This is a genomic window from Pedobacter sp. Bi126 (assembly GCF_918698245.1).
Classification (GTDB): Bacteria; Bacteroidota; Bacteroidia; order Sphingobacteriales; family Sphingobacteriaceae; genus Pedobacter.
Genome location: NZ_CAKKMS010000002.1, coordinates 97,358 through 116,429 on the forward strand (window position 1 = coordinate 97,358; position 19,072 = coordinate 116,429).

16 protein-coding genes are annotated in these 19,072 nt (G+C 37.1%); 10 read left to right on the forward strand and 6 right to left on the reverse strand.

The genetic code is table 11. The annotated features are described in order from the left end of the window. Positions 1-491 precede the first annotated feature (491 nt). Positions 492-1,022, reverse strand: coding sequence for an OmpA family protein (locus LQ201_RS05600; protein WP_230139951.1), 531 nt, complete (start codon positions 1,020-1,022; stop codon positions 492-494). 180 nt (positions 1,023-1,202) lie between these two features. Between LQ201_RS05600 and LQ201_RS05605 the strand changes: the two genes are divergently transcribed. After that, the gene (locus tag LQ201_RS05605) at positions 1,203-1,973 is read left to right on the forward strand and encodes an SDR family NAD(P)-dependent oxidoreductase (protein WP_230139953.1); all 771 of its coding nucleotides are present in this window, start codon (positions 1,203-1,205) and stop codon (positions 1,971-1,973) included. Positions 1,974-1,992: 19 nt separating this feature from the next. Here the strand turns inward: LQ201_RS05605 and LQ201_RS05610 are convergent, their stop codons facing one another. Beyond that, positions 1,993-2,691: an NUDIX domain-containing protein gene (locus tag LQ201_RS05610; RefSeq protein WP_230139955.1), complete on the reverse strand. Its 699-nt coding sequence runs from the start codon at positions 2,689-2,691 to the stop codon at positions 1,993-1,995. Positions 2,692-2,852: 161 nt separating this feature from the next. On the opposite strand from LQ201_RS05610, the gene LQ201_RS05615 reads away from it, so the two are divergent. The 3 genes from LQ201_RS05615 to LQ201_RS05625 are packed head-to-tail and all read left to right on the forward strand — an operon-like array spanning position 2,853 to position 6,791. Further along, on the forward strand, positions 2,853-3,914 hold the full coding sequence (locus tag LQ201_RS05615; RefSeq protein WP_230139957.1) for a UDP-glucose--hexose-1-phosphate uridylyltransferase: 1,062 nt from the start codon (positions 2,853-2,855) through the stop codon (positions 3,912-3,914). 10 nt (positions 3,915-3,924) lie between these two features. Beyond that, positions 3,925-5,076, forward strand: coding sequence for a galactokinase (locus LQ201_RS05620; RefSeq protein WP_230139958.1), 1,152 nt, complete (start codon positions 3,925-3,927; stop codon positions 5,074-5,076). A 38-nt stretch (positions 5,077-5,114) separates the two neighbouring features. Then, the gene (locus tag LQ201_RS05625) at positions 5,115-6,791 is read left to right on the forward strand and encodes a sodium/sugar symporter (RefSeq protein WP_230139960.1); all 1,677 of its coding nucleotides are present in this window, start codon (positions 5,115-5,117) and stop codon (positions 6,789-6,791) included. Between the two features lie 189 nt (positions 6,792-6,980). Here the strand turns inward: LQ201_RS05625 and LQ201_RS05630 are convergent, their stop codons facing one another. Further along, entirely contained in the window at positions 6,981-8,264 is a 1,284-nt protein-coding gene (locus tag LQ201_RS05630) for a Na+/H+ antiporter (RefSeq protein WP_230139962.1), read from the reverse strand. A 284-nt stretch (positions 8,265-8,548) separates the two neighbouring features. Next, positions 8,549-8,863 carry an RNA-binding protein gene (locus LQ201_RS05635; protein WP_057934255.1) on the reverse strand — a complete coding sequence of 105 codons (315 nt, stop codon included), beginning with the start codon at positions 8,861-8,863 and terminating at the stop codon, positions 8,549-8,551. 219 nt (positions 8,864-9,082) lie between these two features. Here LQ201_RS05635 and LQ201_RS05640 point away from each other — a divergent pair, with 219 nt between their 5' ends. The 5 genes from LQ201_RS05640 (at position 9,083) to LQ201_RS05660 (ending at position 16,083) form a co-directional block, all read left to right on the forward strand. Next, positions 9,083-11,068 (forward strand): sialate O-acetylesterase, encoded by a 1,986-nt coding sequence (locus tag LQ201_RS05640; protein ID WP_230139963.1) that lies wholly within the window; start codon positions 9,083-9,085, stop codon positions 11,066-11,068. Positions 11,069-11,180: 112 nt separating this feature from the next. Beyond that, complete coding sequence (locus LQ201_RS05645; RefSeq protein ID WP_230139965.1) at positions 11,181-11,573, forward strand: nuclear transport factor 2 family protein; 393 nt, start codon at positions 11,181-11,183, stop codon at positions 11,571-11,573. 360 nt (positions 11,574-11,933) lie between these two features. Further along, positions 11,934-14,444 carry a beta-L-arabinofuranosidase domain-containing protein gene (locus tag LQ201_RS05650; RefSeq protein ID WP_230139967.1) on the forward strand — a complete coding sequence of 837 codons (2,511 nt, stop codon included), beginning with the start codon at positions 11,934-11,936 and terminating at the stop codon, positions 14,442-14,444. A 74-nt stretch (positions 14,445-14,518) separates the two neighbouring features. Then, on the forward strand, positions 14,519-15,382 hold the full coding sequence (locus LQ201_RS05655) for an OmpA family protein (RefSeq protein ID WP_230139968.1): 864 nt from the start codon (positions 14,519-14,521) through the stop codon (positions 15,380-15,382). Between the two features lie 119 nt (positions 15,383-15,501). Then, positions 15,502-16,083 (forward strand): HPP family protein, encoded by a 582-nt coding sequence (locus tag LQ201_RS05660; protein ID WP_230139970.1) that lies wholly within the window; start codon positions 15,502-15,504, stop codon positions 16,081-16,083. A gap of 138 nt (positions 16,084-16,221) precedes the next feature. Here LQ201_RS05660 and LQ201_RS05665 read toward each other — a convergent pair whose 3' ends face one another. Continuing rightward, positions 16,222-16,422, reverse strand: a complete 201-nt coding sequence (locus LQ201_RS05665) for a DUF3606 domain-containing protein (RefSeq protein ID WP_230139972.1) — start codon at positions 16,420-16,422, stop codon at positions 16,222-16,224. Positions 16,423-16,714: 292 nt separating this feature from the next. Here LQ201_RS05665 and LQ201_RS05670 point away from each other — a divergent pair, with 292 nt between their 5' ends. Beyond that, complete coding sequence (locus LQ201_RS05670) at positions 16,715-16,930, forward strand: hypothetical protein (RefSeq protein ID WP_230139974.1); 216 nt, start codon at positions 16,715-16,717, stop codon at positions 16,928-16,930. A 34-nt stretch (positions 16,931-16,964) separates the two neighbouring features. Here the strand turns inward: LQ201_RS05670 and LQ201_RS05675 are convergent, their stop codons facing one another. Beyond that, on the reverse strand, positions 16,965-18,818 hold the full coding sequence (locus LQ201_RS05675) for an ATP-binding protein (RefSeq protein WP_230139981.1): 1,854 nt from the start codon (positions 18,816-18,818) through the stop codon (positions 16,965-16,967). Positions 18,819-19,072: the final 254 nt, after the last annotated feature.

The following is a 19,072-nucleotide window of genomic DNA, read 5'->3' on the forward strand; positions in this document are numbered from 1 at the left end:
TGGGGCTTTCTGAAAAGAGACCCCAGAGATCGATTACGTTAAGGTGTATCAGAAATAGATGCCTTTGAAATTGTCACCCTGAGGGATAATTTATTGTATAAAAATCAATATGAATGACGCATATCTTTTTTTTGCCCAGAGGCTCATCCTTGCCTCGGCTCGCCGCCGCCGATGGGGCTCTTTCTTTTTGCTGTCAAAAAGAAACAAAAAACACCGGCTGAAAATTTTTCTTTCAAAGCTATTGGGTAGGCTGGGTCGGTGGAGCCCGAAAAATTTGTTAGGCCGGATTTAAGTAGAACGGGGATACCGTGCTATGGCCTAGCTGGATGGAAATTCGACGGCGGCTAAAATATTGATTAATAGTTGTTTATAGAATAACGTCAATGGTAGCGTAGTCAAAGGGCTGAAACAAGTTCAGGATGATGACTGCGCTCTAAATAAAAAGCGCCATGGAAATTAAACCATGGCGCTTTCTATTATATTTTTAAGGGTTAATGCTGAACTTTTATTTCAGTTCTTCTATTCACCATTCTACCTTCTTCACTATCGTTCGAGCTGATCGGTTCTTTTTCGCCATGACCAACAACAGTAAAATTACTGCCGTTTAAACCTGCGTTTATAAAGTACGATTTTACGGCATTTGCACGGTCGATAGAGAGTTGCATATTGTGATCGGGTGTACCCTCAGCAGATGAATGTCCGTTAAGTACAAATTTGGTGGTAGGCGATTTTTTCATTTCCGCTACTGCTTTATCCAGGATAGCGAATGATGATGTTTTAAGTACAAACGAATTAAATTCAAACTGGATATTGTCTAAATTAAAGTTAGGTTTTTCAACTGGAGCCGGAGCTTCTTCTTTCTCAGGGGCAGGCGCTGGTTTTTTCTCTTCTACTGGTGGTGCTGGCTTTTCAACAGGTGCTGGAGCTGGTTTTGCTATCAGTTTTTTTGTTTTACAAGAGTACATTGTAAGGGTAAACAAAGCGAGGAGCGTAGTGAATAAAAGGTTTTTGGTAATGTTCATGTTTTAAGATTAATTTAAGTTTACTGTGTGTTTGTTGCCCAAACATACTAATAAATGATTACAGCTATAACGGTGTTTTTTTGAAGAAGTTATATTTAATACGTTAATCCGTCTAATTTAACTTCAATTTTACTCAAACATATTCACATCAATTTCCGTTATGTATTATAACATTTTACTATGGACCGTTTTGAAAACAAAATCGCTTTAATTACCGGAAGCAGTCAGGGAATTGGCGCGGCATGTGCCTTAAGGTTGGCAAAAGATGGCTGTGATATCATCTTAAATGGCCATAAATTTGATGAAAGGGGCGAAAAACTTATCACAGAAATACAAGACATGGGTAGAAAAGCAACTTTTTTGGAGGCAGATTTAAGTAAAGCCAAAGAAGCCGCTAAATTGATAACCAATGCCGTAGCAGCATTTGGCCATTTAGATATTTTGGTAAATAATGCGGGCGTAGAAAAAAAAGCCAGCTTTTGGGATGTTACTGAAGAAGATTACGACCTGATCATGAATACAAATTTAAAAGGTGTTTTTTTTAGCACACAGTCGTTTGTAAATTACTGTAGAAAAAGTAAGGTAGCTGGAGCCATAATCAATATGAGTTCTGTACACGAAGAAATCGCATTTCCACATTTTGCTGCGTACTGTGCGAGTAAAGGAGGCTTAAAGATGTTAACCAGAAATCTCGCTTCAGAATTAGCTCAATTTAATATCAGGATTAACAACGTAGCGCCCGGAGCTGTTTCAACACCGATTAATCAAGATTTATTGAACAATAAAGAACAGCTGGAAAAAGTACTTCAAAACATTCCCTTTAAACGAATGGGTAAGGTAGAAGACGTGGCAGCAATAGTGGCTTTCCTCGCTTCTGATGATGCTGCTTATGTAACCGGATCAACTTATTTTGTAGATGGAGGATTAACCTATCATTATGAAGAGCAATAGGCTAATCGAAGAATTTAATTTAAACCTTTAAATTTGGCATTAAGTTTAAGAACGCCTGCGAATTAGCATGGTATTTCTTTTTATCTAATTTAAAATAAAATGCCCCTTTTTTAGAACCTGTCCTGTCTTTTTCAGCTAGCTTAATCAATAGTCCGGTTGAAGTAATTTTACGGCTGAAATTCCTAGTATCGATTTTAGTATCGTTTACTTCCTCAAAAAGTATATGTAATTGTGGAATGGTGAATTTTTTAGGCAGCATCTCGAACAAAATAGGGTGAAGGGCAGCCTTATATCTCAGTTTTTTTCGGGCATCAGCAACCATTTGGTTGTGATCGAAAATAAGTTTGGGTCTATCATTGATCAAAAACCACTCTGCTTCGTAATCATCATTTAACTGTGCTTCATATTTATGGATATCTATAAGGGCAAAATATCCAACAGAAAGTGTTCTTTCAATTGGGTCACGGTCAGGTTCTCCATAAATCTGCATCTGCTCCAGGTAAACACCTTCCAAACCCGTCATTTTTTTGAGTACCCTGTTCGCTGCATCATCCGGACTTTCATTTGCACCCACAAAACCACCCATTAAACTCCATTTGTTTATCTCGGGTTCTAAACCCCGCTTAACCAACAGAATTTTAAGGTGTTCACCGTCAAACCCAAACACGATGCAATCAACAGCAACCAGATAATGTGGCTGCCCAGAATATTCAATCATTTTTTATCCGAGATTTTAAAGGGCTTAATATGTTCAAATTTTCACGAAAATAAAAATTATTATTAATTGTCGTTTTGACAATTAATAATAATTTTATAATTTGGCGGCTTAGATAGATTAAGCTAAATGCTTTCTTTTCTCTAACCAATTGAAAATATAAGATGAACCAAACATTCGAACTCGATAGTAATCCACACACCAGGTTAAATATATTAACTGGCGAATGGGTTTTAGTTTCTCCGCACCGTACTAAAAGGCCTTGGCAGGGTAAAGTTGAAGATGTAACGCCAGATAACCGTCCGGAATATGACCCTAAATGTTATTTATGTCCTGGTAATGGCAGGGCAGATGGCGATAGCAATCCCGAATATACCGAAAGCTTTGTTTTTAACAATGATTTTGCTGCGTTGCTTGAAGATACGCCTACTGGTAATATGAATGAAGATGATTTATTGGTAGCCAATAATCAGAGAGGGCTTTGCCGGGTGATCAGTTTTAGTCCGAAGCACAACCTCACACTTCCCGAAATGAGTGTCGAAGCCATAACTGCTGTGGTAAATGTTTGGCAAAATGAATTTAATAGCCTTGCTGAAAATGATTGGATCAAATACATTCAGATTTTCGAAAACAAAGGCGAAATAATGGGCTGTAGTAATCCACACCCACATGGTCAGATCTGGTCGCAGAGCGATATTCCATTAGAAATTGCCAAAGAAACCGAACGTCAGAAAACGTTCTATGCTATTCACAGAAGAAGTTTGCTTGGCGATTACTTAAAATTGGAGCAAAAGAAAAAAGAGCGTATAGTATTCGAAAACGATCATTTTGCGGTACTTGTACCTTTTTGGGCAGTTTGGCCTTACGAAACCATGATTATCAGTAAACGCCATGTAAATAGCATTAAATTGTTTACAGAAGCTGAGAAAAAATCGTTAGCTGAAGCCATTAAGGTATTAACAACCAAATATGATAACCTGTTCGAAACCTCTTTCCCGTATTCAGCCGGCATGCATCAGGCACCGGTAAACAACGGCTATTATCCTGAATGGCACTGGCATATGCATTTTTACCCACCGTTGTTGCGCTCGGCATCAGTTAAAAAATTTATGGTCGGTTACGAAATGTTGGCTAACCCTCAACGCGATATTACCCCTGAATTTGCCGCTAGCCGTTTAAAAGAGATGTCTGCATTCCACTATAAAATCAACAAAACTGAAGACTAAATATTAAATAATGAATGCACAGGATTTAAAAAATACATTTAAAAAACTTTTCAACGCTGAGCCTATTTTAGTGCGTTCGCCTGGAAGAATCAATATTATTGGCGAGCATACAGATTATAACGGCGGTTTTGTAATGCCTGCTGCTATAGATAAAGCCATTTATGTAGCCATATCAAAAAGAGAAGATGATGAAATACATTTATTTTCAGAGAGTTATCAGCAATTCGATATTTCATCGATCAAAAGCCTGAAAAAATCAGAGAACAGTTGGGCCAATTACATTTTGGGCGTTGCCGATCAGTTAAAAGAAAGAGGCCATCGGTTGGGTGGCTTTAATTTTTATATAGATGGCAACGTGCCTTTGGGTGCTGGTTTATCGTCGTCTGCTGCTGTAGAATGTGCTACCGGCTTTGCGCTCGATCAACTTTTTTCACTTTCCGTTCCGAAAATGGATATCGCATTGATTGCACAAAAGGCAGAACAGACTTTTGCTGGTGTTAACTGTGGAATTATGGATCAGTTTGCCTCTGTATTTGGCAAGAAAGACCAAGCCATTATGCTCGATTGCAGATCGATGAAGCACATTTATATCCCATTAAAATTAGATGGATATAAACTTTTGCTTTTAAATACGAATGTAAAACACGCACTTGCCGATTCTGCCTACAACAAAAGAAGATCACAGTGTGAACAAGGCGTTGCCTGGGTAAAGGAGCATTATCCAAATGTAAGTACGCTTCGTGATGTAGATTTAACCATGTTAGAAACCCATGTTAAGCCAAAAGATCTGGAAGTTTACACCAAATGTAGTTTTGTAGTGAAAGAAATCGGTCGCTTATTAACCGCTGCGGAACAACTGGAAAATGGTAACCTGCAAGGTTTGGGTAAACTGATGTTCGAAACGCATGAAGGTTTAAGCAAAGATTACGAAGTGAGCTGTAAAGAATTAGATTTCCTGGTTGATGCGGTTAAACCTCTTGATTATGTGTTAGGTGCCAGGATGATGGGCGGTGGTTTTGGTGGTTGTACCATCAATATTGTTAAGGAAGAAAAAATTGCTGATTTAATTGAAGCGTTATCTTCAAAATACTTACTACAGTTCGGACTCAAACTTGGTTCCTACACTGTTCAAACTGATAACGGAACCAGCTTATACAGCTAAATTTAAATAACCCAAGGTATACTAACCAAAATAAATCAATGAAAAATAACTTATTAGACACGAAGGATTACATTGTATTTGCAATTTACTTCGTTATTGTGGCCGCTTATGGGCTCTACATTTACAACAAGAAAAAGTCAGAATCTACAGGTTCTAAAGATTATTTTCTTGCTGAAGGCTCTTTAACCTGGTGGGCAATCGGCGCATCGTTAATTGCATCTAATATTTCTGCAGAGCAGTTTATCGGTATGAGCGGATCAGGCTTTAAAATGGGATTGGCCATTGCAACCTACGAGTGGATGGGCGCATTAACCTTAGTGGTTGTTGCGGTATTCTTTATTCCAGTTTACTTGAAAAATAAAATTGCTACAATGCCGCAATTCCTACATCAGCGTTATAACGGAACGGTAGCCATGATAATGGCTGTTTTCTGGTTATTACTTTATGTTGTAGTTAACTTAACCTCGATCCTTTACTTAGGCGCTTTAGCAGTAAGCAGTATTTCTGGTTTCGATTTAAGTTTCTGTATGTACGCCATTGCAGGTTTTGCCATTATTATTACGCTGGGTGGAATGAAAGTAATAGGATATACCGACGTTATCCAGGTGTTTTTCTTAATTCTCGGTGGTTTGGCCACTACCTATTTGGCTTTAAACTTAGTTTCTACGCACTATGGAACGACAGGTGTTTTTGAAGGCTATAGTTTAATGACTTCAAAGGCTTCTGAACATTTTCACATGATTTTAAAGCCAGATAACGAAAATTATATCGATTTACCTGGCTTAAGTGTGCTTGTAGGCGGCATGTGGATTGTGAACTTAAATTATTGGGGCTGTAACCAATACATTACTCAACGTGCTTTGGGGGCTAACCTGGAGACTGCCCGCGGAGGTATTCTTTTTGCTGCATTCTTAAAATTATTAATGCCCATTATTGTTGTGTTACCAGGTATTGCAGCTTATGTTTTATATAAAGATGGCGCCTTCCAAGCTGAAATGCTACAAGATGGATCTGTAAATCCAGACCGTGCATATCCGGTATTGTTGAATTTACTGCCTGCCGGATTAAAAGGACTTTCTTTTGCTGCATTAACTGCTGCAGTGGTAGCGTCTTTAGCTGGTAAAGCAAATAGCATTGCAACTATTTTTACGCTGGATATTTACAAGAAAGTATTAAAGACCGATGCCACTGAGAAAAATTTGGTAACCACGGGTAAGATTTCGATCATTGTAGCGATGATTCTCGGTGTTTTAATTGCACCACATTTAGGAATCGATAAAAAAGGTGGTTTCCAATATATCCAGGAGTATACAGGTTTTGTTTCTCCAGGTATTTTTGCCATGTTTATTTTAGGTTTCTTTTGGAAAAGAACAACTTCAAGTGCAGCACTATTCGCAACCATTGGTGGTTTCGGTTTGTCAATTTTACTTAAATTCTTACCTACACTTACCGATCTTTCATGGTTATCAGGAATGGGCTTCTCTGTAAAAAATGCAGCTGGAGTTTATGAAATTCCGTTCTTGGATCGTATGGGCTTTGTATTTGTATTCTGTATCCTTGGTATGGTGATCATCAGTTTAGCAAGCAACAAAGCTAAGGCAGAAGCTAAAGGACTGGCTATCGATGCTAAAATGTTCAAAACCTCTACCAGTTTTGCCGTAGGAGCTTTAATCATCATCGGATTATTGGTTGCACTTTATAGTGTATACTGGTAACGATATTGTATAAAATAGGAAAGGGATAAAGTCATTAGATTTTATCCCTTTTTTTGTTTAAAATATCCGATCACATTTAAATCTTAATATTCTAATTCCTTAATGATAAAACTTACTATCCTAAAAGATCCTGAAACAAGTTCAGGAGGACGCTCGCATTTAAATCTTAATGTCCTTCATTTCTTAATGTTAACGGTCACCTGAAGTGATTAGCGTCTGGCCTTTATCCTCTTCAGTCGCCAGTTTCTTCACCAACCATGGCAAGGTGAGCCCTTGACCGATTAAAGTAAACAATACCACTACCACAGATATAAAGATTATAGCATTACGTTGCGGAAATGCGCTTCCATCCGATAAAGTAGCTGGTAATCCAATGGCAATGGCCAACGAAACAATACCCCTCATGCCTGACCAGCTGATGATCAAACTGTTCTTGAAATCAAGCAATGCACCCTCAGTAATGCGGTGTTTTCCTTTCTGAAAGGCTTTTTGAAGATTGAATTTTTGAAGGAAAACACGGGCCATTCTTAACAACAGCGCAACAATGGTAATCACCAGCGAATAACCAATGTAGGGTAAAATATCGGCACTGTTAATGTTTTTGTACACATAAGGAAATTGTAGCCCAATTAAAATGAAAATCAGCCCATTCAATAAAAAAATAATAATATCCCAAATGTTTTTTGATTGGTTTTTAAGTTGTTCCGGAAATACTTTGTTGCTAAACCTCGAAATGCCCAATCCTAAAATAACAACTGCAATAACACCAGAAACATGTACTTGTTCTGCAATTAAATAGGTAACAAAAGGCATCAACAGCATAAAGCTGATGGTAGCCAAACGGTTACTATGGATTCTTTTAATAATGAAGGCGAGAATTTTCGACATCACCATTCCGATTAAGAATCCACCAGCCATTAAAAGGGCAAACTCAAGCGATGCTTTCCAAAATACAAAGGCTGTTCCTGTTACCGCGGCAACTGCAAAACGATAAGCTACCAGTGCAGAAGCGTCGTTAACTAAGCTTTCGCCCTCCAATATGGTATTTGTTTTGTGAGACAAACCTAATCCTTTGGTAATACTCATGGCAGCAACTGCATCAGTAGCAGAAAGAATTGCACCTAATACAAAAGATACCGGCCAGCTCATCCCCGGAATCATATAGTGGGCAACTACAGCAATGCCGATGGCGGTGATAAAAACCAGCGTAATGGCCAATGTAAATATGGTATTGATATTGGTTTTAAATTCCTTGAATGAAATATTAAAAGCGGCATCGTAAAGCAATGGTGGTAGGAATATCAAAAATATAATTTCAGGATTAATATCAATTGGTGGCAAAGATGGAACAAAACCCACTGCTATTCCAGCTATAATCAATAAAATAGGATAGGGGATCTTAATTCGATCGGCTACAGCAGAAAGGCCAATCATCACAGCTAAAATAAATATTACAATGGCATAATTTTCCATATCTGCAAAACGCGTTTAATAGAAGTCGAAACACTTACTTGCAAAATATGTGTTTAGAACTGGATTAAAAAGTTTCTGGCCGAAATAAATTAATCGATAAAACGAGGGAATGTCTAGAATTCTACTGTGATAAATGCAGTTCATTAGAAGCAGAAAACTTTAATGTGTTTCAATTCTTAATGATAAAAAAAAGAAAGCATGGATGCATTGCTAAAACGAGATAATACCGTTTTATAACACGGAAAAATTACAGGGGAAGAATGAAAATATAGATTAAGAGTGATTTAGCGCTGTAACCTAGGCCTTTTACTTTTAAAAGGTTGGTTGGTTTTTGGCTTTGCCGCTTGAACACCACTTTCCTCTTCCGATATTTTAACTGTAATTACATTGCCTTTAAAAGTTTCTCCATTTAAGGTAGATACAATATTTTTAGCATCCGGTAAACTGTATATTTCTAAAAAAGCATAGCCTTTACACTTGCCAGTAGCTCTATCGCGGACAATTTTAATCGTTTCTACCCTACCATGAAGGCTAACCAATATTGCCAAATCCATCTCTTGGATATTGTCAGGAAGGCCACCTATAAAAATCTTAACCATTAATTCAGTAATTTGAGAGAACATCCGATTAAATCAAGCTTAAATCCAGAATTGTTCTTTTAGACCTGCAAAATAAGCAAAATGATATTCTTACCCAAACTAATTAAATGAATTTTGCCTCATTTTTATCATAAATTTGCGAAGAGCAGACATATATATTGATGTTGACAGACATAAAATGTACATTCGCTTTCTAATCATCAAAAAATAGGTTAAAATATGAGCATCTCTAAGTTAAAATCTATACTCATTATCGCATTATTCCTCTTCAGTTCGTTACTGGCACAGTCAAAAATTTTATTGCCATCAGTATTTAGCGACAATATGGTTTTGCAGCAAAAAACAAATGCGGCCATTTGGGGTAAAGCCACAGCTGGTAAAGCGGTTAAGATAACGGTTTCGTGGAATAAAATTAATTATGGGGCTATTGCCGATGCCAGTGGCAATTGGAAAATTAAAGTGGCAACGCCAGGTTACGGCGGTCCATATTCCATCACCATTTCCGATGGAGAACTATTGGTGCTAAACAATGTATTAATAGGGGATGTTTGGATTTGCTCAGGCCAATCGAATATGGAAATGCCTTTAGCAGGGTGGGGGAAAATCCTTAACTACGAAAAAGAAATTGCTGATGCTAAATTTCCAAATATCCGTTTATTGCAGGCAGAACATGTTACCAGTAGTTTTCCACTTAACGACGCCAAAGTGACTAATGGTGGTTGGCAGGAATGCAACCCCAAATATATTGCTGAGTTTTCTTCTACAGCCTATTTCTTCGCCCGCGAAGTGTATGAAAAAACTAAAATCCCTATTGGCCTAATCCATACCTCATGGGGAGGAACAATTGCCGAAGCCTGGACAAGTGCCGAATCGCTTAAAAAAATGACCGATTTTTCTGCCGCAGTTGATAAGATTCAAAAATTAGCCAATAATCCTTCAACAGTTTCTTACGAAGAAAAAATGCAGAATTGGGTTAAAATGACAACCGAAAAAGATTCTGGTTACCAGGCCGGTGAAATAAAATGGGCTTTGGCAGAAACCACAAACTGGAAAAGCATGACTTTGCCGACCTTGTGGGAAGATGCAGCACTTAAAAATTTTGATGGCATTGTATGGTTTACAAAAAAGATCAACATTCCCGAAAACTGGAAAACAAATGGTACCAAGCTTAATTTGGGTACAATTGATGATAACGATATCACCTTCGTAAATGGAGTAAAAGTAGGTGAAACGATAGGGTATAATGTTGGTAGAACATACACAATACCTACAAACCTGCTTAAAACAGGCGAGAATACCATTACCGTTAGGGTTTTTGATAGTGGAGGCGGCGGCGGTATATATGGTGATGCCAAAGATTTGAGCTTAACAAACAACACGACAGAGAAAATTTCTTTAGCTGGCGACTGGAAGTATAAAGTGGGTGTAGATTTTAAAAATGTTGAAGCTAAACCTTACGAAGAAAATGGCCCTAACAGACCAACCGTTTTGTACAATGCGATGATTCATCCTTACCTGCAATTTTCAATTAAAGGTGCCATTTGGTATCAGGGAGAAAGTAATGCCGATAGAGCTTACCAATACCGCGAATTATTTCCAACGATGATAAAAGATTGGCGACAGAAATGGGGGCAGGGAGATTTTCCATTCTATTTCGTTCAACTGGCCAATTTTATGCAGATTGATCATTCTCCTGTAGAATCTGCCTGGGCAGAGCTTAGAGAGGCCCAACAAAAAACACTTACACTACCGAATACAGGCATGGCTACCATTATTGATATCGGTGATGCAAAAGATATTCACCCTAAAAACAAACAAGAGGTGGGTAGAAGGTTAGCCTTAATTGCCCTGGCTAAAACATATGGGCAGAAAATAAACTATTCTGGTCCCATTTATCAATCAAATAAAGTAGAAGGAAAACAGATCCGTTTAACTTTTGGTAATACAGAAAATGGATTAAAAGCCGTTGATGGTGCAGCACTAACCGGTTTTGCCATCGCTGGAGCAGATAAGAAATTTTATTGGGCCAAAGCAAGCATCCAGGGAAATCAGATCATCGTAAGTAGCGATCAGGTGGCAAATCCTGTTGCAGTTCGTTATGCATGGGGAAATAATCCTGTGTGTAACCTGGTTAGTAATGATGGCTTGCCGGCATCACCATTCAGAACAGATACCTGGCAAGGCCTTACCTTTGCAAAGAAATAATGGATGAAAATTTGTGCAATGTGTGTGGTTAAATCCGTGTAATGCAGGCAATATTTAAAGTTAGGCTATTCTTTGTGGCTTACTTTATATTTTTACCAGCTAACCGGAAATTATGCCAAATATTTTATCAGACCAGGAAACCATTCTCCTGATTGCCGACCTAGAAGAAAAATTATTAGATGGATTTAAAAGGAGAGACCTGAACATACTCGATTTATTGTTTGCTGATGGAATGCTTTTTCATGATCAGTATGGGAATGTGTTGGATAAAGAGATGGATCTGGATGTCTACCGGAGTGGCATGACCAAAATTACCAAAATCAATGTATCCAAGCGGGAAATACGTGTTTTTGAATCTATTGTTATTGTTTCTGCAAGTCTTTTTATTAAGGGAAGTTATTCAAATATTTTACTTAACGGCAAATATCAATGGTTAAGGGTTTGGGGTAAAGTGAGAGAAGATTGGAAAGTAATTTCTGCCAGTTGTACAAGCATTTCAGTATAAAATATTTGCTTAAAAATAAGAACGGGGAATAACCAATGGCTATCCCCCGATTCTAAATTAACGCTCTCTAGATCTAATATAGAACTAATCTCAGTTTCAACCAAAAGCTTGATGACAGAACAAGACTAATGTTTACCCTGGCGAGTTAAAAATAGGTATATATCACAATCTGGTGTAAACCTCTGGCCTTGCAAACTGTATAATTTTTTACCTTTCAATTTATTATTTTCAGCGTTTAGGTTTGCTTTAACCAACTTAACATTGCTTTTTGAATTGTTTGAATATAAGATTACTAAATCGTTTTAATATTCGCTGATATTTATTAGTTTTATGAAATATTATCTAACCAATAATCCTTTTATGAAAATAATATTTACCTCAATCTATTTTCTGGTTTCCTGTCTATCTATTCATACTTTAAATGCCCAGAATTTAACTGAATTCAATAAAAAACCCTTAAAACAGCATGTTTATGTGCAATTGCCCATAGGGGGTATTAAAGCCAAAGGATGGTTGTTAAAGCAACTAGAGCAGCAAAGAGATGGTGCAACGGGAATGGCAGAAGAGTTATACCCTGAAAAAGATAATCTGGGCAAAAATTCCGATTGGCTGGGAGGCGATGGGAATGGATGGGAGCGGGTACCATATTATGTTAAAGGTTTGGTAGCATTGGCTTATACCTTAGATGATCCTATACTAAAAACAAAAGCACAAAAGTACATCGATTGGACTTTGAACAATCAACAAGCCAACGGATTATTCGGCCCACCGAAAATGAAAGATTGGTGGCCGCGCATGCCAATGATGTACGCTTTGCAAAGCTATTACGAGGCCACAAATGATAAAAGGGTAATTCCTTTTCTCTCAAAATATTTCAAATATGAACTGGCTAATCTTGATAGCGATCCATTAAAGGAATGGGGTAAATCAAGAGCAGGCGATAATATGGAAATAGCCATTTGGCTTTACAATAAAACCGGCGATCAGGATTTATTACGACTTGTAGAAAAGTTAAAACAACAGGCATACCCTTGGATCGATATTTATAGCAACAACGGGTTTTACTTTTTTGGTGATGATTTTCAGCCAAAACATATGGTTAATGTAGCTCAAGCCTTAAAATTCCCAGTGCTTTATGCTCAACTTCAAGATCATGCTTCTAATCTTGAAGCACTTTCCAAAGGCATAGTGCACATTATGCACGACCATGGTCAGCCAGAAGGTTTAGGTTCAGGAACTGAATTTCTGGCGGGTACAAGCAGCGTAGAAGGAGTAGAAACCTGTACTGTGGTAGAATGGATGCAGAGTTTAGAAACTGCGGCAAAGGTTATTCACGATGTCAGTATTGGTGATCAGTTGGAAAAAATAGCCTTTAATGCTTTACCTGCACAGTTTAGCAGGGATTTTAAAAACCATTCTTATTATACATTACCCAATCAGGTTCAAAGCGTTCATGGGGAGCATGGCTTTAATCAAGATTATAGTTCAGGGATTGTTTCTAGTCCTTATTCCGGTTATGGCTGCTGCCGCTATAACATGCACATGGGCTGGCCTTATTTTGTAAAAAGCAGTGTAGTGGCTACCCCCGAGAGAGGTTTGGCAGTAATTACTTATGGCCCGATGGAAATAGAAACTGTAGTAGCCAACAATAAAAAAATAAAAATTACCGAAGAAACCAATTATCCCTTCGAAGAACAGATCAGGTTAAAAGTGGGGCTTACCACTTCTACATCCTTTCCATTGATTTTAAGAATCCCTGCGTGGAGTGTAAAACCAAGTGTTAAATTAAATGGAACTATATTAAAAGGAGTAAAAGCCGGTGAAATGTTTACCATACCCCGCGAATGGAAAGATCAGGATCAATTAGAACTGAATTTCCCGATGCAAATTACTACTCAGGCTCAAGTAAACAATTCCGTTAGTGTAGAACGTGGGCCTATTGTGTATGCATTAGAAATTAAGGCAGCAAATAAGGTAACCAAAACACATCCGGTTGCTGGCTTTACAGATTACGAAATCCGTCCGGAATCGGCATGGAACTATGGTTTAGTATTAGATAAAGGTAATTTAAGCAACGTCAATGTGGTGAGCGCTACAATGCCCGAAAATCCTTTTATTGCCGCGAATGCACCGGTTAAATTAAAGGTTCAGGCAAAAAAGATTCCGTCTTGGACGCTAGGGTACAACAAAGTAGCTGCTTTTGATGTGCCTTTTAGTCCAATTTCTTCAACCGAAAAACAGGAAGAGATTACCTTGGTACCTTATGGGTCTGAAAATATACGCCTAAGCTGTTTTCCTGTAATCGGTCAGCCAAAAAAAATAAATAAGGCTTTGGTCGAAAATTTTGATCAGGGAATGGCCAATAATTGGGTTTTTTATGGAGGTGGTTGGTTTTGGAAAGATGGACAGGTTAATTCGGCATCGAACGCAGGCTCAGGTGGTTATGGTATAAATGGATCTAAATATGTAGCTAATGGAACAGATTTTAAAGATTTTACTTACCAGGCTAATGTTAAAATCAATACTGCCGGTGATGCTGGTTTAATGTTCAGGGTTTCTGACCCGGCAATCGGTGCCGATGCTTACCAAGGGTATTATGTGGGTTTGGATCAGTCTAATGGAACGGTACTGTTGGGAAAAGCTAACGGACAAAAATGGACCGTTATAAGTTCAGGGAAATATCCTGTTGAAATAAACAAAATGTACACCTTAAAGATAGTGGCGAAAGGAGATAAATTTGATGTTTTTATAAACGGGTCGGCAAAATCCATTCTTTCTGCAACAGATAGTCAATATCAATCTGGTAGTATAGGATTAAGAACGTATAAAGCTTTGGCTAGCTTCGATTCGGTAAAGATTAACGCTTTTTAACATCGGTTCAGGCCGGTATTGAACTTTGCGGCAAGGAATTTGTTAACCTATTATCAATAAATAAAAATAAGATTATGAAATTATACAAATCAATTCCTATAATGCTCTTTGCCATTACGCTTGCAGCTGGTTGTGTAAGCAATAAGAAATATGCAGAACTTCAGGATACCTATTCTAAGCTAAGAGAAAGGAACCAGGAGTTAAGTAATAAATATCAGGATAGCCAACGCGAGCTTAGCGGCAGCACCAGCAGGGTTAAAAGTTTGGAAGAGCAGATCGCATCAGAAAAAGCCAATGTAACCGCATTGCAGGATGCTTTGAACAAATGTTTAAATTCTAGTAGCCAGGGCAATGTTAACATTTCGAAACTGGTTGATGAAATTAACAGTTCGAATAAATACATCAAACAATTGGTAAATGCCAAAAATAAAAGCGATTCGCTTAATATGGTGTTAACCAATAATTTAACCCGTTCATTAAGCAGAGAAGAACTTGGAGATGTTGATGTTCAGGTGCTTAAAGGTGTAGTTTATATCTCTTTGGCTGATAACATGTTATACAAATCTGGTAGTTATGAGGTTTCTGATAAAGCTGGAGAAACATTGAGTAAAATCGCCAAAATCATTAAAGATTACGATACTTACGATGTGCTGATTGAAGGTAATACCGATAATGTGCCTATCGCTCAAACCAATATCCGAAACAACTGGGATTTAAGTGCCTTGCGTGCTTCATCAGTGGTTCAGGTATTGCAAACTAAATATGCTGTCGATCCTAAGCGATTAACCGCAGGTGGACGTGGTGAATTTAATCCAATTGCTGATAATACAACGGCAGGAGGGAAAGCAAAAAACAGACGTACACAGATCATTATTACACCTAAGTTAGATCAGTTTATGGATCTGATCGGAAAAGCGCCTGAACAGTCTCAAAAATAAATCAGAAATAATAATCATTTTAAAGGGTTGAAATTAATTTTTCAACCCTTTTTTATTTGTAAAACTTTCTCTTTTCCCTTTTATATTTTGCTAATTTTGCACGCGCTCCAGTACGGGTTATGAGAAAACGGATAAGAAAACACCTTCGCACAGCAAAATACATCGTTTACAAAGAAACTTTAATCGATTTTAAAGAACATGTTTGGACATTTATTGGAGCGTTTCTAGGTATTGGCATTATTGGCTTACTCCATTCTAAATACTTTACCGCCAACGATAACCTGTTTCTCATCGGTTCATTTGGAGCCTCATCGGTACTTATTTATGGAATTATAAACAGCCCATTGGCACAGCCGAGGAATTTAATCGGTGGGCATGTGGTTTGTGCATTGGTAGGCGTTACCGTTCATAAACTTATTCCCGGCGAAGTGTGGTTATCTTCTGCCTTGTCAGTTTCTTTATCTATTGTATTGATGCAGATTACCAAAACACTGCATCCTCCAGGTGGAGCTACCGCACTAATAGCCAATATCGGGTCAGCTAAAATCCATTCGTTAGGTTATTTGTACGTACTGTGCCCGGTTTTATCTGGCGCTAGTATTTTACTGTTAGTCGCTATAATGATAAACAACAGAACATCGCATCGCAGTTATCCTAATAATAAAAAATGGTATAGGATTTGGCATCGCTATCGCAGGTAAAATATATCTGCATAGCGATCCATCGCATTGATGAAAAGATTTAAAACCATCTTATTTAAATGCAAAGAAGTACTGGCCGTCGTTAATACGCTAAATGAAATATAATTTTCTAATCAGATAATTATACCGATTTAAAAATCAGGAAATGCTGATGTTTTTCTTTTGCTGGTTTAAATAAGCCGTAATTTGATTTAACATAATGCTTCTTGTTGCCCTCACCGCAGATTTCAAAACTTCAGAACTTACGCCTAAACGCTTAGCCCAATAATTTCGATCTGTTTCTTCGGATAATAAGATGATTTCTTCTTTAATGCTCGGGGTTTGGATGAGATTTTTCATGATTGGGATGATTAATTCAATTAATAACACGCACAAGCTCGATTTGGTTCAATAAAAATAGTTTTTTTTATTTATAATAACAATTTGTAAACCAGTTGTTTGAAAAAAAAATAACGTTTCAATCATAATTAAAATGAAGTCAAAATCGTTCATTCTCTTCTATTAATTCGTTTTAGTAATCATAAAAGGTATATGAAATATTAATAATTATACAAAAAAATAATTTTATGTATTTTTAATTATACGTAAAATCACTATAATTGCTTATTATTTATAAAAAAAATATTCTGTAATGGGCGATATGAGGAAGGGAGACGTTACTCAAATTGACTTTGAATATGGACACGGAATCATTATTGACGAAAATGGCCAGGATATTCACTTTCAATTAGATAATATATCTGATCAAATTAATATAAATTCGAAAATAATTTTTGAAATAGAATTACACAAACGTGGCTTGGTAGCGGTTAACGTTAAGTTGGAAATGGAAGAAATAAGAGGTTAGTTTCACTTGCCCAAAGCAAATTAATGTTAAACATTTATAGGTCATTTGCAGCGGGTAAGCTGAAATAAAATGTAGAACCTTTACCCAATTTGCTTTCTGCCCAAATTTTTCCCTGATGTCTTTCAATTACTTCGGCACAAATATACAGGCCAACTCCAAATCCTGCAATTGTTTTAGTGTCGGGGCTGTCTACGCGGTAAAAACGGTCAAAAAGTTTGGGTATATCATTTTCCCTAATGCCTATACCTTCATCTTCCACACTAACAACTACATAATCCTTTTGTGTTTCGCACTTTATTGCAATTAAAGAGTTCTTTTTTGAGTATTTCGCTGCATTTCCAATCAGGTTAGTGATCACATTGCCGATTTTCTCCATATCGGCATTTACAATCATTTCTTCCGTACCAATCACTTGGATGAAATGGCTGGGTAAAACAATTCTATTTTCTTCAGCTATGGTTTTAATTAAATGAACTAGGTTAAAATTTGTTTTGTTCAATAAAATTTTGCCAGCTTCTAGCAAGGATACATTTAAAAAGCCATCAATCATTAACGACATTCTTTTTAGCTGAATATTTATCTTATCAAGTATCTGAATAGTGAAGTCGTTATCCGTTTCTTTAAATTTATGCTGTAAAAGTTGTACATAAGCACTTAACGATGTTAGTGGAGTTTTAAGCTCGTGACTTACCATACCGATAAAGTCGTTTTTTCTAATTTCGTCCTGTTTATGTTCTGTAATATCCAAAACAGCTCCGGCAATATAAACGGCTTTTCCTTGTTCGTTATAATAGGCTTTTCCTGCCGTTCTTAACCATTTGCTTTTAGTGCTTATGCCATTCAAATTAATCTGATATTCGATGTTAAAAGCATTTCGGTGGTGTAATGCACGTCTGATGCCACTGGTAAGGTGCCCGATGTCTTCCATAGATATAAGTGATTTGGCTTCTTCTATACCCAGCCTGTTATTTTCCAGTTCGTAAATTTGCTGTGCCCTTTCCGATAAAAGTATTTGTTTGCTTCCCAGATCGATATTCCATGAACCCATTTCTGATGCATCCATGGCTATTTTTAAAATGTCTTTAGCTTTAAGTAGTTCTTTTTTAAAATTTACCTGCTCCGTAATATCTTTAATAATCACTAAAATTCTGCTTACTTCATTTTTATCATTTTTTAACGGCTCATAAAAAGCTATAAAATAACCATCTGAAATAGGTGTCGAAATTTTTAATTCATTGATTGTTAAGGGATGGCCGTTTTTAAAAATATCTTTAACATGCGCTACAAGTGCTTGTTGTTTTTCGAGCTCTGGTCGTGCCTTTTCTTGTGGAATCCCGATTACTTCTTTCCTTGTCTTGCCCCAAAGTTTTAATATATTATCGTTAGCATATTCTGTAATAAGCTCCGGACCTTTTAATACGCACATGCCCAGAGGAGCCTGCTCAAAAAATCCTCTAAAACGTGCTTCACTTTCTGAAAGTTCAAATAAAATATGCTCAAGGTCATTTTCGTCTAACGGAATTTCCCTTAATGAACAGATGATATATTCAACCGGGCGATCGTTTTGTAATACCGGCGAGAATTCCAATTCCCATTTAACATTTGGCGAGTTAGAATAGATGGGATGAATAACCAGCGTAGCTTTTGCTTTAAGCTCACTTACTTTCTGAACTGTTTTAATCAGAAGTACCTTTTCAGCAGCAGACAGGAGATTTGGGATAATGTTAATATCATAGAACTTTAATTTTCCTCCAACCCGCCCTATTAAAGCTTGGTAAGCATCGTTATGTTCTACCACCACCAATATCGGCTTTACCTTAAAAATAATTATGGGGTTCTTGGAATGTTTTAACAGTGCTTTTAAGAATGGAGAGGCTAAATCTATCATAAATTTAAGTTGACACTTTTTCAAATATAATCGTTAAGCAGTTAATCACCAACCGATTTGTAAGGATGATATAATATTTATCATACAGAACGGTATAAATAGTAAGTGTGCTGTTTTTCTGTTTGATTGTAAGTTGTTGTGGTTCAGTATTTTTATTCTTATTTAGTTCTTGGTCTATTATCGTTAATATGGTGCTTATAAAAAATGGTATATAATATTTCGTTTGCTCTTCAGTTACGAAAGGGCACTCATTG

Coding starts and splice junctions, on each gene's coding strand:
- LQ201_RS05655 (WP_230139968.1), top strand. CDS start 14,519: ATGAAATTATACAAATCAATTCCTATAATGCTCTTTGCCATTACGCTT.
- LQ201_RS05635 (WP_057934255.1), bottom strand. CDS start 8,863: ATGGTTAAGATTTTTATAGGTGGCCTTCCTGACAATATCCAAGAGATG.
- LQ201_RS05610 (WP_230139955.1), bottom strand. CDS start 2,691: ATGATTGAATATTCTGGGCAGCCACATTATCTGGTTGCTGTTGATTGC.
- LQ201_RS05645 (WP_230139965.1), top strand. CDS start 11,181: ATGCCAAATATTTTATCAGACCAGGAAACCATTCTCCTGATTGCCGAC.
- LQ201_RS05605 (WP_230139953.1), top strand. CDS start 1,203: ATGGACCGTTTTGAAAACAAAATCGCTTTAATTACCGGAAGCAGTCAG.
- LQ201_RS05670 (WP_230139974.1), top strand. CDS start 16,715: ATGGGCGATATGAGGAAGGGAGACGTTACTCAAATTGACTTTGAATAT.
- LQ201_RS05650 (WP_230139967.1), top strand. CDS start 11,934: ATGAAAATAATATTTACCTCAATCTATTTTCTGGTTTCCTGTCTATCT.
- LQ201_RS05665 (WP_230139972.1), bottom strand. CDS start 16,422: ATGAAAAATCTCATCCAAACCCCGAGCATTAAAGAAGAAATCATCTTA.
- LQ201_RS05630 (WP_230139962.1), bottom strand. CDS start 8,264: ATGGAAAATTATGCCATTGTAATATTTATTTTAGCTGTGATGATTGGC.
- LQ201_RS05675 (WP_230139981.1), bottom strand. CDS start 18,818: ATGATAGATTTAGCCTCTCCATTCTTAAAAGCACTGTTAAAACATTCC.
- LQ201_RS05620 (WP_230139958.1), top strand. CDS start 3,925: ATGAATGCACAGGATTTAAAAAATACATTTAAAAAACTTTTCAACGCT.
- LQ201_RS05600 (WP_230139951.1), bottom strand. CDS start 1,022: ATGAACATTACCAAAAACCTTTTATTCACTACGCTCCTCGCTTTGTTT.
- LQ201_RS05640 (WP_230139963.1), top strand. CDS start 9,083: ATGAGCATCTCTAAGTTAAAATCTATACTCATTATCGCATTATTCCTC.
- LQ201_RS05615 (WP_230139957.1), top strand. CDS start 2,853: ATGAACCAAACATTCGAACTCGATAGTAATCCACACACCAGGTTAAAT.
- LQ201_RS05625 (WP_230139960.1), top strand. CDS start 5,115: ATGAAAAATAACTTATTAGACACGAAGGATTACATTGTATTTGCAATT.
- LQ201_RS05660 (WP_230139970.1), top strand. CDS start 15,502: ATGAGAAAACGGATAAGAAAACACCTTCGCACAGCAAAATACATCGTT.